Origin of the sequence: Pseudoalteromonas sp. GCY, assembly GCF_016695175.1 — a bacterium.
GTDB lineage: Bacteria > Pseudomonadota > Gammaproteobacteria > Enterobacterales > Alteromonadaceae > Pseudoalteromonas.
In genome coordinates this window covers 4,125,431-4,141,892 of record NZ_CP068023.1, presented here as the reverse complement: position 1 = coordinate 4,141,892, position 16,462 = coordinate 4,125,431, and the positions used below count along the sequence as shown (strand labels likewise).

At 44.7% G+C, this 16,462-nt stretch carries 3 protein-coding genes; all 3 read left to right on the top strand.

The window, feature by feature from the left end:
- The 3 genes from JJQ94_RS23860 to JJQ94_RS23850 are packed head-to-tail and all read left to right on the top strand — an operon-like array spanning position 1 to position 16,447.
- Positions 1–5,772, top strand: a complete 5,772-nt coding sequence (locus JJQ94_RS23860; protein ID WP_099030023.1) for a non-ribosomal peptide synthetase — start codon at positions 1–3, stop codon at positions 5,770–5,772.
- Positions 5,773–5,774: 2 nt separating this feature from the next.
- Entirely contained in the window at positions 5,775–9,152 is a 3,378-nt protein-coding gene (locus tag JJQ94_RS23855) for a non-ribosomal peptide synthetase (RefSeq protein ID WP_099030022.1), read from the top strand.
- On the top strand, positions 9,149–16,447 hold the full coding sequence (locus JJQ94_RS23850; RefSeq protein ID WP_099030021.1) for a non-ribosomal peptide synthetase: 7,299 nt from the start codon (positions 9,149–9,151) through the stop codon (positions 16,445–16,447). The genes JJQ94_RS23855 and JJQ94_RS23850 overlap by 4 nt, the downstream gene beginning before the upstream one ends.
- Positions 16,448–16,462: the final 15 nt, after the last annotated feature.

Below are 16,462 nucleotides of genomic sequence, written 5' to 3'. Positions count from 1 at the left end.
ATGAAAAACAATAATAAACTCACAGAGGATAAGGGTATGATGCTGACATCTGCACAACTCGATATTTATCTGGATCAAAAACGATATCCAAGCTCACCAAACTATAACATTGGTGGAGTGATAACAATTAAAGAGCCTATTTGTGTGGCCTCCTTTCAACAGGCTATGGCGCAACTTGTGGCTGAAAACGATGTTTTTCACCTCTATTTCCAAGAACAGATGGGTCAACCAGTTCAGTGTCGCGCTGAAGTTGCGTGTAAGTTCGAATATCTTGACTTTAGTGCCGCTTCTGATGCGAAAGAACAAGCGAAGCTGTTTGTAAAAACACAGCTAATGCAGCCTTTTGATTTATCTGAACCAGGTTTATATAAAACCTTCTTGCTCAGATTAACGAGCGATGAGTATTGGTATGTACCGATTGCGCATCACTTGATTACCGATGGATTTGGTTACAGCAACTGGTTTGATACGTTATTTAGATATTATTTGGCACAGAAAGATGGAAACAGCGTTGTTGAGCCTATCCAGCTGACGCAGTTTGAGCACGTTGTCGATTATATGAATCACAATGTGGATATTAGTGCTGCAACAGCAGACTTCTGGCAGCAAAAGTTCAGCAGCCAATTGCCAGATAGAATGTTTGTTCCCAAGCAGCTAAATACCCCCCTGATGCATGAGAGCTTTTTGAGCCAGTATGCGATTGCTCAGGCTGATTATACTAGCCTATCTGAACTGGCAAAAAACATGGGAGTCCGTATACATCATCTGTTTATGGCAGCTATCTCATGTTATTTAAACCTTCAATATCATACATCTGACATTATTTTGGCTTTACCGTTTCACAACCGTGATAAAGCCACCATGCGAGCAATTGGCGGCATAGTCTCTGTTTTACCAATGCGTTTTGGCATCGATCAACAGTGGACCATGGCTGACCTTGCGAGTGAGATCCGCGCGCAAATGCGAGATGTCTCAAAGTTTAAGAAATATCCGGTAAGTAAAATTGTTGAGCACGCTCGTCAGTTGAAGCCAGACCTTGAGCGCTTATTCGATGTCCAGTTCAATTATCAAAAGCTAGATTATAAATATGCAGACGGACAGATAGACGCCGAATCAGAGTTTATCCCTCCTGGTGTGGAAACCACCCCTTTGTTATTCAATCTTTGTGAATATGGCGACCATCAAGATGTGATTTTACAGATTGAAGCAAATCGCGCATTTTTTGATGAATCTGATGTGGCAGTCATATTCGAACGTCTGTTTGCTATTTTGGAAGCTATACGTCACAACCCAGAGCAGCAGATCTCAGGCTTTAACTTTTTCAATGAGCAGGACTATCAGGCTTATCAAACGCTAAACGGCAGCTCGGAAGCGTGTGACAGTAGTAGCCTAGTGCAACGTTTTAATCAGCAAGTAACAGACCGCCCAAATAGTATTGCGCTAGTTGTTGGTGAATCTACTTGGACTTATCGCGAATTAAGCGAAAAAGCGGTGCAAATAGCTGAAATTTTAACGTCACAAGGGCTCCAATCTGGTGATCGTGTAGGGTTATGCCTCGATCGCAATGAGAATATGGTTGCAACGTTATTAGCTTGCTTATCTATAGGCTTAACCTATGTACCGCTAGACCCTTCTTATCCGCTTGATCGTCTGACTTTTATGTTTACTGATAGTCAGGCTGCGCTGTTGGTGACTGATACGCAGGTATCGAAAACGACTCCGATTGATGCAAAACGTACGTTACTTATTGACCAATTAACCGCCGATATTGAGGCGCCAAGGCAGCATAGCCTTAGCTTTTTGACAGAACGTGAAGCTGTGGGTGCTTATATTTTATACACTTCAGGGTCTACGGGTCGTCCTAAAGGCGCATTGATTGCTCAACGTAGTTTAGACAACCTCATTGGTGGCATGGTCGCGCGCCTTGAACTTACAGAAGCATGTCATTGTTTAGCAACAACAACGATAGGGTTTGATATTTCGACTTTGGAAATATTTGCACCTTTGGTTGTTGGTGGCAAAGTCACGTTGGTTGGACATCAGATAGGTAAGGATGCACTTAAACTCGCAGCGTTTGCAAATACATGTGAGTACAACTTATTCCAGTGTACTCCAACGATGTGGCAAGCCTTAGTTGAGGCTGGTTGGCAAGGAAATGCTCAAGCGACATTGGTCACTGGTGGTGAGCCGCTTTATCCAGCACTTGCAGAGCAAATGCTGTTGCGATCGAAACGAGTTATTAACGGTTATGGGCCAACGGAAGCAACCGTGTACTCTTTGGTTGAAGAGGTGCATAGCGACAAAGATGGTATACCAAGTTGCCGGTTATCAAGATCACTTCCTAATTACCGTCATTTTGTTGTCGATACTCGAGGGCAACTAGCTCCGGTTGGTGTGAGTGGTGAGCTATGTATTGCGGGCGATGGTCTTGCGCTTGAATATATAGGTCGACCTGATATTACCGCTACTCAGTTTGTGCACATACCTGCTGTAGCCAACGAGCGACTTTACCGAACAGGGGACTTAGTCACTTTACATCGCTCCGGTGAGATTGAGTATTTAGGTCGTATCGATCATCAGGTGAAAATCCGTGGTTATCGTATTGAGTTGGGGGAAATTGAAGAAAAGCTATCGCAACTGACTGGCATTAAGCAGGCGGTGGTGACCACGCATGGTGAGCGAGGTAGTGATGTAAAGCTGGCTGCGTATGTCATCATGGAGTCTAGTGCTGCACTTGATGTTGAGGCCATACGTACTGCGCTTGCAGCTGAGTTACCTAACTTTATGGTTCCTCACTTTTACACCGAAATGAATGCATTTCCATTGACTTCTAGTGGCAAGGTAGACCGTAAAGCGCTGCCTGAACCTGCACATCGAGAAATTGAGTTTCTCGCAGCAACAACTGACACCGAGCATTTGTTAAGCACGATTTGGCAGTCGCTATTTGAGCGAGATGCAATCAGCGTGACGCATAATTTCTTTGAGCTGGGCGGCCACTCTTTATTAGCCATGAAGATGTTTGGTCAGATAAGGCAAAGATTACAAGTGGATCTGCCTCTTGCTTGCATCTTTGAACTGCCAACGATTCGGCAGTTGGCGAGCAAAGTCGATGCGATGTTGGAAGATCAATCATATAGTCCGGCGACTCGCAATCTGACTAAGTCGGACATCGAACGTGGACATCCTTTATCGCGCTCTCAACTGTCAATGTGGGTGATTGATAAGCTCAGTTATGGCACGGCGCAATACAATATGCCTGGAGTATTTTCCATTACCGGGGCATTGCAGGTTAGTGCATTACGGAATGCGTTAGCGCAGCTAGTTAGCCGTCATGAAGTGTTACGCACAGTGTTAATCGATGACGATTATACGGCTAAGCAATACGTGCTCGAAGACTATAGCTTTGATGTGCCAATGATAGACCTCTCGGGTAAACAAGATGTGATGTCCAGTGTTGAACATTTTGTTGAAGCCGAAGCGAATATGCCTTTTCAACTCGATGTGGGGTTAAAAATTCGCGCCAAAATTATTAAAACTGCGCCGGAACATCACTTTTTACTACTGACTTTGCACCATATTGCCGCAGATGGATGGTCTATCAACATCTTAACCGAAGAGCTTAAGATGCTTTATCGCAGTGTGTTGAGAAATGAAGCCGCTGAACTGCCGACTCTGGATATTCAATACAAAGATTATGCGCATTGGCAACATCAAAACATTCAGGACGGTTTACTGGATGCGCAATTAGAGCATTGGCTTGACTTTTTGGCTGATCATCCACAGGTGCATGGCTTACCGTTGGATTATCCTCGACCAGCACAACCTTCATTTGAAGGGCGTAGCTACAAGTTGACTATTGATAGCCAAATGCGTTCACAGTTACAGGCTTTTTGCCAGCGTAAAGACATGACGCCGTTTATGGTGCTACAGCTCGTGTATGCCCTTTTAATCGCAGAGCAAAGCGGCGAAAGCGATATTCTCATTGGCACACCTGTAGCGGGTAGAAATCATCCTGATATCGAAGGGTTAATAGGGTGTTTCACTAATTCAATAGTACTTCGCAATAGGATCGATTTTGGTCGACCCCTTGAAGACTTATTGGCCGAGTCCAAACAGTCTGTGATGTCTGCTTTTGATAATCAGGATGTTCCCTTTGAACTATTGGTAGAGCGATTAAATCCCGAACGCAACCAAAGTTACAACCCAATCTTTCAGCTTTGGTTTGTTTACCACAGTCAACAATTCAACCCGATGACGTTGGATAATTTAAAAGTTGAGCTGGTGGAGCCTCATACTCCTAGCGTTAACTTCGATCTTTCATTGTCGGTATACGAACAGGAAAGCACATTAACACTGGATTGGGAGTACCGCCCTGAGTTGTTTAACGTCGATACGGTAGCGCAATACGCCGCGCGCTTTAAGGCTATTTTGCAATGGTTCCTTGAAGGGTCTGACACGTTAACTCCTTTGACACAAATGTCCTCACAAAATATTGAAGTGCCAATCGTTGAGCAAGGAGTGTTTGCTGCACGAGTAGTCGCAAATGCTACCGCCAGTCCTCAGTCAACGGCAGTGGTAAACGAAGGACAAACAGTTGCTCAGCAAGCCCTGTTTGCCAAAGTTAGACGCATGCGCGCTTATTTAGATGCTCATGGCGTAAAACCAGGTTATTCGGTAGGGGTTTGTTTAGAACATGGTTTGGCTTTATTAGTCACTCAGATGGCCTGCTTATTCAGTGGTATCACCTTTATCGTATTAGATCCAGATAGTGATACGCAGACGATAGATGAAGCAATCGAACGTTTTAACCTGGAATTCGCGGTTACGCAGCGTCATTTAGGATCATTCTTAGCTGATACACCGGTGAAAGTGTTGGATACAACAGAAGCGCTGGCTTTTAAGGTACCGACAGGATTTCTTGAGCCAGAAGCAAAGTTATCGATTCAGCCTATTTGTATTTTGTATCCGGGTTCCGATAACGAAATAGCACTAACACAACACGATCTCGTCATGCTATCGGGCAAGCTCACCAATGAGCTACAGCCACAGCAGAGCCACAGTAATAAGTTTATTTGGAATGCATCAGTGTCCTTCGATTGCTCTGTCATGGCGCTATGTTTAATGAGTATTGGCTTTGAATTACATATCGTTGACACCAAGACACGATACTCAATTACTGAATTGAATAATTACTTAGCATCTCAACAAGTAAACCTGATTGAGCTGACGCCTGGGTACTTAAATTTAATGCACAGTCAAACTGGGCTTACGTTTAGTCACACAACGGATCTGCTTATCAATGGTACAGAGGTGGATACACATCTGACTGAAACCCTAGCGCAATATCAAGCAACATCAGGTGCCAAAGTGATAGCAGTCAACGCGCTTTTTGAAGAGTTCCGCTTAATCAAACTTAACCAGCTATCAGCGTCAACTCAGCATGTTGGCAGTCTTGCACAGACTCAAAGCAAAGCCATACAACTGCGCGAACGCATTATAGATATTTTGCATGATATTTATGCATCGTTACTAAAAAAAGACCAAGTCAAAGTCGATGCAGGGTTCTACGAATTAGGAGGTAATCCATTACAAGTACAGGGTTTATGTTCATCTTGTGAACAGCATTTTAACTTGGGACTAAATGTGTCGACATTTGCCAGTGGTCCCTCTGTTAGCCAATTGGCAGAACTAATCTCATCCATTTTTAACAATCAAAGTATGGCCAGTCCAACGATGACAGCTACTACTTCGCCGCAAACTTTAAGGAAATAACCATGAACACACAAACAATAATAAATCAATGTCTTGAGCAAGGAGTTCGACTCTCTGTAGAGAACGGCAACTTGCAAATCGATGCGCCAAAAGGCGGATTGAACAATGAAATGATCACTATTTTACGAGAAAATAAAGCGCAGCTTATTGAGTTCATTAATAAATTTTCAGCACAGAAAAGTGCTGTTGAAAAACAAAAACTCAAGCGTGCGGTGATTGATGGACCTATTCCGCTATCTTTTGCTCAACAGCGCCTTTGGATTATTGACCGTATTGAGCAAGGCTCTGCACAGTACAATATGTCTGCTGCATTTAAGCTAGATGGCAGCCTTAACCAAGCAGCTTTCATTGCTACGATCGATGCCGTGATTGAGCGCCATGAGATTTTACGTACTGTATACAAAGAAACGAACGACAAATGTGAACAGGTGATCCGAGATCAGGTTGATAGTGCGGTGACCATTATTGATTTCACTCACTTGCAAGGAGATGACCTGTACGACGAGATCCGTTCGTTGGCAGAGCAAGATGCATTAAAGCCATTCGATCTGCAAAACGACACTATGCTGCGAGTTCAGTTAATTAAAGCGTCAGGATCTGAGCATTATGTGTTGTTTAACATGCATCACATTGCTTCAGATGGTTGGTCTCTTGGTGTGTTAGTCAAAGAGTTCTTGGAAGTATATACCGCGTACAGTCAAGGCAAACCGAATCCGTTAGTTGAGTTGGAAGTACAATATAAGGACTATGCACACTGGCAACGTCAATGGCTACAAGGTGAAGTATTTGAAAATGAAGTGGGTTACTGGCGCGAACAGTTAAAAGACCTACCAGCAACACACAGCCTACCACTAGACCGTAGTCGCCCAGCACAGCAAGGCTTTTTAGGTAATTCATTGCGCCGTGAATTGAGTGTCGCGCTAACGAAAAAACTAGATACATACTGCCAACAACAGGGCGTAACACAGTTTATGGCGCTGCAAACGATTTATGCCTTATTGGTTGGTCAGTGGAGCGCCGAAGAAGATGTCGTTATGGGGACGCCAGTCGCAGGTCGTATTCACCAAAACGTTGAACCACTCATTGGCTTCTTCCTAAACAACCTAGTGCTACGTACTGACTTGTCAGGTAATCCAAGTTTCAATGAACTTATCGCCAGCAATAGAACTACGCTATTAGAAGCATTTGAACATCAGCATCTTCCGTTTGATGCACTTGTTGAAGACCTGAATCCTGAGCGTAGTAGCAGTCATCAACCTATGTTCCAGCTGTGGTTTGTACTACAAAACCATGATAGTGGTACGTTCCAGCTCCCTGGTTTAGAAATGTCGGATCCGGAAGAAATCCTCTCAGGTGTTGACGTGGTTAACTTCGATATCTCACTAAGTGCTGCGGTGGAAGAAGGGAAGCTAGTTCTGGCTTGGCAATATAAATCAGAGCTGTTCGATGCACATACTATGGAGAACTTTGCTCAATCATTTGAAGCGCTGCTAGCAAATGCTATCGCTAATGGAGACGAGAAAATCTCGACAATTTCTGGTGTCACAGAAGGTACTCTACAACCTTGGCAAAATGCGAATGAACGTACCTTTGAAAACAAAACCAATCTGATTAAGTCGATTTTTGAATTCGCAAAACAAAACCCAGATGCAATCGCGTTACGAGTTGAAGATGAAGCCATTAGTTATGGTGAGCTTGCAGCGAAAGTCAGTGAGTTTTCTCAGCAATTAACAGCGCTAGGCGTGGTAACTGAGTCTCCTGTTGGTATTTGTGTCGACCGCAGTATCGAACAGCTAATTGCCCAACTAGCTGTGATGCACGCGGGTGGCGCATATGTCCCACTAGATGCTGGAGCACCTAATGATCGCATCGAATACATCATTGCTGACACTGGACTACATATCGTTGTTGCTCAGTCTCATTACAACGATAAATTCAAAGACATCAATTGTCAGACTCTGACTATCGATCACACACAGTTAGTGGCAACTGGTGAGATCAGTGTCGACGATATCAACTTGTCAGCTGAGCAATTGGCTTACGTGTTATATACATCAGGCTCAACTGGTAAGCCAAAGGGCGTGGCAGTTCAACACGGTAACTTGGTGAATCTTGCAAACAGCATGAAGCTGCTGTTGTCTGAGCGTGGGGTTTCAGGTCAATATCGCTGGGCATGGAACGCGCCGATGATTTTCGATGCTTCTGTTCAGGCTCTGACTCAGTTGGCTTTTGGTGTGGAGCTTAATCTACTAAAAGATGAATTGCGAAAGGATCCAAGCAAGTTACTTAGTTACCTTACCGAAAATAAAATCGACGTACTCGATACCACCCCTGCATTAGTTGATTTAGTGCTTCGTGAAGCCAATGAGCAGGGAGTTGCATTGCCGAATTTATTAATCGGTGGTGAGGCTATCAGCTCTGAATTATGGCAAAAAGTGGCATCACATGCTTCTGAGCATCAACGTTTTGCGCTCAACGTCTATGGGCCTACAGAATGTACTGTTAACGCGACTTTCTCTGATATTACCGCTGAGTCTGTACCAAATATTGGGCGTCCATTGCCGAATTGCCAGACTTATATTTTGAATGATGCACTAGCACCGTTAGCGGCTGGCGCAAAAGGTGAAATATACATTGGTGGTGAAGGGGTTGCTCGTGGCTACTTTAACAATGATGTGTTAACTGAAGAGCGTTTCATCGAGTCTGCTACTTTTGGTCGTATCTACAAAACGGGTGACTTAGGACGTTGGCTGGCAGATGGCACTATTGAATACCTCGGACGCAGTGACTTCCAAGTTAAGTTACGTGGTTATCGTATCGAACTAAACGAAATTGAGTCTGTTATTTTGGAAGATGCGGGCGTGACTGATGCCGCAGTACTCGTTAAAGATGAACAGCTAGTCGCTTACGTGGCAGGTGCAGATGTAAACCAAAATAGACTCAGTGATTGGATGAAAGCAAAACTTCCTGCTTACATGGTTGCTGCCACCATCATTGAAGTTGAAGAAATCCCGTTAACGAAAAATGGTAAGCAGGATCGCAAAGCGCTACTTAGCATTGAGCTTGAAGAAGTGATTGATGACTACATTGCGCCAAGATCAGAGATGGAAGCGCGTTTACAAACCATTTGGCAGGACTTATTGGGCAAAGAGTCTATCAGCATGGACGACAACTTCTTCGCTATCGGCGGCCACTCTCTATTGGGGATCCGAGTTGCGAGTGCCTGCCGCGAGCAACTTAGCATTGAAATACCATTAAAAGTGCTAATGGAAAACCCAACTATTCAAGCACTTGCTGAACAGTGCGAGCTCTATGAGAAACAAAAGTTAGTAATGTCTAGCAGCGTCGCGCGTGATGATGACGAAAGGATGGTGATATGAGTGTAGAGCACATCATTGAACAGTGCTCTACTTTGGGCCTCAGGCTGTCTACGGACGGCCAGAGCCTGAATATCACTGGCGATAAGAGTAACCTGATCCCTGAACTCATAGCGATGCTTAAGGAAAACAAAACAGCTCTGATTACATATATTCAGCGGTTTGCTGCGCTAGAAGGTGAACGGCAGCGTTATCGTATTACGCCAGTAGACAGAAATGGGCTTCTGCCCGTTTCTTCTGCACAACGCCGAATTTGGTTATCACAGCAGATGTCAGATGCTACGGCGACTTACAATATGCCAAATGGCGTGCACGTAGTTGGAGAGTTTGACGAGCTTATGGCTCGTCAGACAATGCAAATGATAGTTGCTCGTCATGAAGCATTGCGCACCGTTGTACATTATCAAGGCGAACAGCTGGTGCAAACGGTACGTGAAGCGGGCGATGTTGACTTTATTATTGAAGATTATAGTCATTTATCAGCTGCAGAAAGCGAGGCGCTTGCACTTGAGTTTGTACGTAAGGATGCTGACAGGCCTTTTGATCTTGAACATGACCTTATGCTTCGAGGTGGTTTTTTAAGGCAATCTCCAGAGCGGGGTATTTTGTTCTTCAATGTCCATCATATTGCTGCTGATGGCTGGTCAATGACATTGCTACTTGATGAATTCAAGCATATTTATAACGCTTTATTTCATGGTATTGCGCCACAGCTTCCCGACGTTGCAGTGCAATATGCCGATTATGCTAACTGGCAATCTGAGATGCTACGTAGTGATAATGTGGAGGGATCAAAGACCTACTGGCTAACTCAATTGCAGGATTTGCCGAGCGTTCATAATATCCCATTGGACTTTTCACGACCGGCTTCTACCGGTGGTAAAAGTGACTTTAGAGTTGCCCAGTTATCAGCTTCTTTAAGTCGCAAACTAAAAGCGTTGGCGACAACACGGCAAACATCATTATTTGTGTTGTTTCATGCCGCTATTTCGGTGGTACTGGGGCGCTACGCAGGTAATGACGACGTTGTCGTGGGCACGCCAGTGGCGGGTAGAAAGCAAAAAGAACTAGAAAAAACGTTTGGCTGCTTTATTAACAACTTAGTGTTGCGCTTACGCCTAGACTCAAAGCAGTCATTTGCCCAGCTGTTGTCGGCAGCCAAACAAGTGAATGAATCTGCGCTTGAGCATCAGGATATTCCATTTGAATATTTAGTTGAGGCGTTAAAACCAGAGCGTAGCAATGGTTATCATCCGCTGTTTCAAATCGCGCTCGTACAGAATAATCTAGATATTAGCGCAGAGGCAGAGATCCCATTGGCGGGAGAGGTCGTGTTGCAATCGTTTGACTCAGCAGAGCTAAGCGCAAAATACGATATCCAAATAAACATCGTTGACACAGTTGATGGCATTCAAGTGAGCTTTTCATTTGACACTAACCTGTTTAAGGCCGAAACCGTCGCGAGAATGACCCGCCAGTTACAGACCATTTGCAAGCAAATTGCTGACAATATCGATACTCCTATAGAGCAACTTGTGCTGATTGATGATGCCGAACTTGCTCAGATACAAGAATGGGAGCAATCCGCTGCATATCAGGGAAATAATTTACCTATTCATAGCTATGTAGAGCATTGGGCAGGTAGCAACCCAGATAAACCAGCTATTTGTGTCGCCAGTAATACCCTGAGTTATGGAGAAGTAAATACCCGAGCGAATCAATTAGCAAGATACCTACAAAGCCAAGGTGTAAGTAAAGGTGCATTCATTGGCGTGACATTCGAACGCTCTACGGAGCTCGTGATTGCCATGCTCGCGATTGTCAAAGCTGGCGCGGTTTACGTCCCTCTAGATCCCGATTATCCTGCGGCTAGGCTGCAATATATGATCGAAGATACGGCGCTTGAGCAAGTGCTGACTACGACAGCGTTAGCACCCATTTTTGAGCAGTATGAGATTGCTATCGCGGCAGTTGATGCGCTAGAAATTGAAGCTGAAATTGGAACTCACAGTGGTACTAATCTTGATTTAACTACCTGTGGCGATGATCTTGCCTACATTATTTACACCTCTGGATCGACAGGTAAACCAAAGGGGGTGATGGTTGAACACTTAGGTATTGAGCGATTAGTACACAACCCTAATTATGTTTCATTGAGTTCAGCTGAAAATATCTTATTCATTTCCAATACCGCATTTGACGCCGCCACATTTGAGATTTGGGGAGCATTGGCAAACGGTGCGACATTGTATGGGATGGATAAGGCTTGCTTGCTTGATGCCAACCGCTTTGCAGATGAAGTGCGTCGCATGAACATTTCCACAGTGTTCATCACTGTGGCGCTATTTAATCAAATCATTGCTATTCGTCCAGATGCATTTGCCTCACTAAATAATGTCATGGTTGGTGGCGAGAAACTCGATAAATATACTATTGATCGCGCGTTAGCTTATGGTAAGCCCACGCGTTTATTGAATATTTATGGACCGACCGAAAATACGACATTTAGTACTTACTATGAAATTGAAGAAGTAGGGAGTGTTCAATATCCAATCGGTAAGGCAATCTCAGGTACGGGTTGTTATATCTTGGATTCAGAGCAGCAACGCAGTGCCGTTGGCGTTGTTGGTGAGCTGTACTTAAGCGGAATAGGACTTGCCAGAGGGTACTTAAACAAACCTGATATGACAGCAGAGCGTTTTGTCTATGTCGATTCAATTACGAGTGAGCGACTTTATCGCACCGGCGACATGGTTAAATGGGATGAAAATGGCAATGTTTGTTATATCGGCAGAACCGATAATCAGGTAAAGATCCGCGGATTTCGTATCGAGATCGGTGAAATAGAACAAGCGCTAACAAATCTAACCGATATCAAAGAGGCCGCAGTACAAGTCGAAACTGAGAGTGGGCAAAAAAGCTTGATTGCTTATGTAACCTGCCATCAGGTACAGAGTGTTGAGGCGATTAAACAGGCACTTACTCCGTGCTTGCCCTTACATATGCTCCCGGCTCAGATTGTACTTTTAGAAGCGATGCCACTCACCGCAAATGGCAAAATAGATCGTGCCCGCCTGGTGCGAGAGCAAAGTAATACGGCTACGAAACTGACACCACCCTCTAGCGCTCTAGCGAGAGTAGTTGCCAATATTTGGGCTGTTGCTCTACAACTTGCGCCAGAGCACATTGGCATGGAAAGTAATTTCTTTGAACTCGGCGGCCATTCGCTACTGGCGATGAATGTCGTACACAAAATTCATCACGCTGCACAATCTGAAGTGCCTGTGCAATGTTTATTTGAAGCGCCTACACTGGCTCAATTTACCGAATTAGTCGCGCAATATCAGCATACCACTAGCTTATTTAGCGTCACCAAAGCGCCAAATTCGGAGCAGGGTTATCCCTTGTCGGCAGCACAGCGCAGAATGTGGTTTATCGACCAACTTGGTAATGGTAGTGCGCAATATAATCTAAATTATCAGTTTGAAGTTCGCGGTGATTTTAACATTGATTCAGCCGAACGCGCGTTTTTAAGCCTGCTTCAGCGTCACGAAGTCTTAAGAACGTCTTACCATGAAACCGATGAAGGCGAGATACAGCAGGTTCAGCCAATTTCAGCATTTACCATTGCTCACTACCATACCAGTGCAGAACACTATGCTGATGAGTTAATGAGAGTGCAAAGTGAGTTGAATGAATCATTTGATCTCACCAGTTCTCCGCTGATACGCGTGGCTTACATTGATGGTGCTGCGCAAAATTCGGGTACCTTACTATTGTGCTTGCATCATATTGCTACCGATGGTTGGTCGATGAACATCTTGTTTAACGAGTTCGCCGAACTCTACCGTGGTGAGCAAGAAGGTAAGAAGCCGAACTTGCCACATAATGCGCTTAATTACACGGATTATGCTGTGTGGCAGCAAACATATTTGACCAGTGAGAGCTGCTTAGCATCGCTTGAACACTGGCAGGAGTGTCTTAAGGATGCACCAGCAGAGCATGGTATTACCTTGGATTTTCCTCGACCGAAAATTAAACAGCAAGCCGGAGCGGTTGTAACGCAGGTGCTTGCAAAGGCAGAAGCGTTGGCGTTAAAGGATTTTATCGGCACGCATAATCTAACCCCATTTATGTTGGCACATGCAGCGTTGTCGATTGTTGTTGCACAACATGGCCGTGAATCTCAGTGCGTAATTGGCGCGCCGGTGGCTGGTAGGCATGATCAAAAGCTAGCTGATTTAATTGGACTATTTGTAAATACCATTGCACTAACGGCGCACACCGACTTTGCGACTCTTGGAGAGTATTTAGCTCACATACGTGACGTCAATATTGCCGCACAATCACATAATTTGGTGCCTTTCGATTTAGTAGTTGATGCGCTTAATGTGAATCGCTCCGCAGCGATAAGCCCAGTATTCCAGATAATGTTAACTACGGATGGAGAAGATAGCTTCCGGTTTGATAAAGCAGACTCGATAGAGGCTTTATCAGGTGTTGAGTTTACCTCGCTAACGGATGGGAAGATCACAACCAAGTTTGATTTAGATGTTCATTTTGAGCTGTCTGACCACCAGTTAACTGTTAATTGGGTATACGACACCAGTCTATTTAAAGCATCGAGTATTGAGCGATTGTCCGAGCAGATGATGCAGTTGTTACGCGCGTTGGTAAAAGGCAATTCGCAGCGCGATATCATGACTTTACCAATGAGTGCGTTGACGCTTTGTAACAAAGCTCAAACCACGGCACTACTCGCTAAGTTGAATCCGCTAGACTCGACGCAGCATGTTGTTGCCGAGAGTTTGGTCACATGTTGGTCAGATACTGTAGCAAAGCACGCAACTAACATCGCGCTTCACTGGCAGGATCAAAGTTGGAGCTTTCAAGCATTGGCATCGCGGGTAGCAAAGTGTGCGCAAGTGCTTCAGACAGTTCATGGTATTGAGCGTGGACAGGTTGTCGCTGTGCAGATGGACAAAAGTGATGAGATGGTTGTTGCTTTGTTAGCCATTATGACTGCTGGCGCAGCTTACTTGCCGCTAGACCCAAGCGCGCCGCAAGAGCGGATAGATTTTGTGCTAGCTGATGCTAAAGCCAGTCTGCTGATTTCACAGCCTGCTTATCAGACGAGTTTTGATAGCGCTCAGTGCCCAAGCACCACCGTCAATATGCTAGAAGTAGCACAAGTCGCAGGGGAAGTTGCTCCCGTTATCGTGTCGGCAGAGGATCTTGCCTATGTGATATACACCTCAGGTACTACAGGGCAACCGAAAGGTGTCATGGTATCGCACCGCAATGCAGTTTCATTGATGGAAGAGATGCAACGTTGGCCAATATGCCAAGGTGAACAAAACTGGGGATGGAATGCTAATTATGTCTTTGATGCGTCGTTGCAGGGGCTATTGCAGCTGATAGCTGGAATGGCGTTAACACCGATACCAGAAACCCTTAAGTTACAACCACAACAACTGGGCGAATACCTTAGCGACAATAACGTGACGGTATTGGATTGTACGCCAAGCTTAGTCGAAATGTGGCTGGACGAAGACCTAGATGCGCAATTACCAAACCTTATCATAGGCGGTGAAGCCATCTCTGAATCACTTTGGCAGCGTTTGGTTAAGTGGCAGCACCTGCATGATCGGACAGCATTGAACGTTTATGGTCCAACAGAATGTACCGTCAATGCAACGGTTGCTGAAATCTCAGGCTCCTGTCCACATTTAGGTTTGCCGTTATCTAATACTCGTTTGTATGTGCTTGATGATCATCAAAGATTAGTCGCTGAAGGAATGAGGGGGGAGTTGTATATCAGTGGTGAAGGTGTTGCAGAAGGGTATTTAGGTAAACCTGAGCTAACTTCCAGCTGCTTTATTGATAACCCGTTTGGTTACCACCAATCATGCCATGCTCGTTTATACAAAACAGGCGATATCGTGCGTTTTTCAGATGGTATTTTGCACTACATAGGTCGTGTTGACTCTCAAGTGAAACTAAATGGCTATCGGATTGAATTGGCTGAAATAGAGCAGCATCTTTTCGCTTTGCCTGATGTCGTAAGGGCACATGTGATGATTAGTTATTTAGCAAGTGGTACTCCTATGCTTGTGGCATATGTACAAGGTGTATCTGAAGTACTTGATAGTACTGAGTTGAGCGCTACATTAAGTACGAAATTACCAAGCTACATGGTACCTCAACAATATATTGCCATGACACACTGGCCTGTTACTCGCAACGGCAAACTGGATATTTCTGCATTACCACAAGTCGAGGTTGAGCCATCTGGGGACAGTTTAAGCACTGCGACGGAGTGCAAGTTAGCAGAGGTGTGGCAAGCAGTATTAAGGCTACCGACGGATACGCTGCTGTTTAAGGGGTCGTCGTTCTTTGAGCTAGGTGGTAACTCATTACAAGCGGTCGCGCTAGTCCGAGCAATTAAAAAGACGTTCAATGTGCAGCTCAATGCACTAGATGTTTTCCAGCAGCAAACGTTGAGTTCACTGGCGGCAAAAGTGGATGCAATGGATAGTTATGGTGACCTTAAACAACTTGTGTGTTTGCGTGAAGGCGATGACCAACAACCCCCGATTGTGTTTATTCACCCTGTGGGTGGTCAGTTGACTTGCTATGCACAATTGGTTTCTGAATTGGAAACGAATGCACCTATTTACGGGCTGCAATCCACTACCTTGCAATTTAGATCGATCACTGCGCTGGCCACGCATTATCTGTCTTTGCTTGAGGCTGATATCGAGCACCCGAATTATCATCTGATCGGTTGGTCGATGGGTGGAGTAATTGGTCACACCATGCAAAGGTTGGCACAAGAAAAAGTACTTAGTCTGACCATGATTGATTCATATGTTCCTGAACTAAATAGAAATATTGAACAAAGTGAATTACAGCGGTTAGGTGCTTTTGCCGAAGAACTTGGGGTGTCGCTGGATGGCATTGCCGTTGAAGATGTACAGCATTTGGATCACGAGCAACGTCTGGCGATGCTTCATCAGTTGTGTGTGACACAACACCTAGTCTCTGAAGCGTTTACCTTGATGGATTTACAGATGCAGTGGCAGATATTGAGCCATAACCATGCATTATTTTCAGCCCATACCTGTATTCCTTCTGCATCCAGTGCTCGGCTAATTTACGCCAGCGATTTTACGGCTGTAGAGGGATGGTCAACACGTTTATCACATTGTGAAGCATTTGGCATTGAGGACACAGATCATCATGCCATCATGAAAGAAAACGAACTTAAAACACTGATTAATAAACATTTAAACTAAAATATAAAAGGAAAT

Bases quoted from the DNA above. Each gene is read 5' to 3' on its own strand.
- JJQ94_RS23855 (WP_099030022.1), top strand. From the start codon at position 5,775: ATGAACACACAAACAATAATAAATCAATGTCTTGAGCAAGGAGTTCGA.
- JJQ94_RS23860 (WP_099030023.1), top strand. From the start codon at position 1: ATGAAAAACAATAATAAACTCACAGAGGATAAGGGTATGATGCTGACA.
- JJQ94_RS23850 (WP_099030021.1), top strand. From the start codon at position 9,149: ATGAGTGTAGAGCACATCATTGAACAGTGCTCTACTTTGGGCCTCAGG.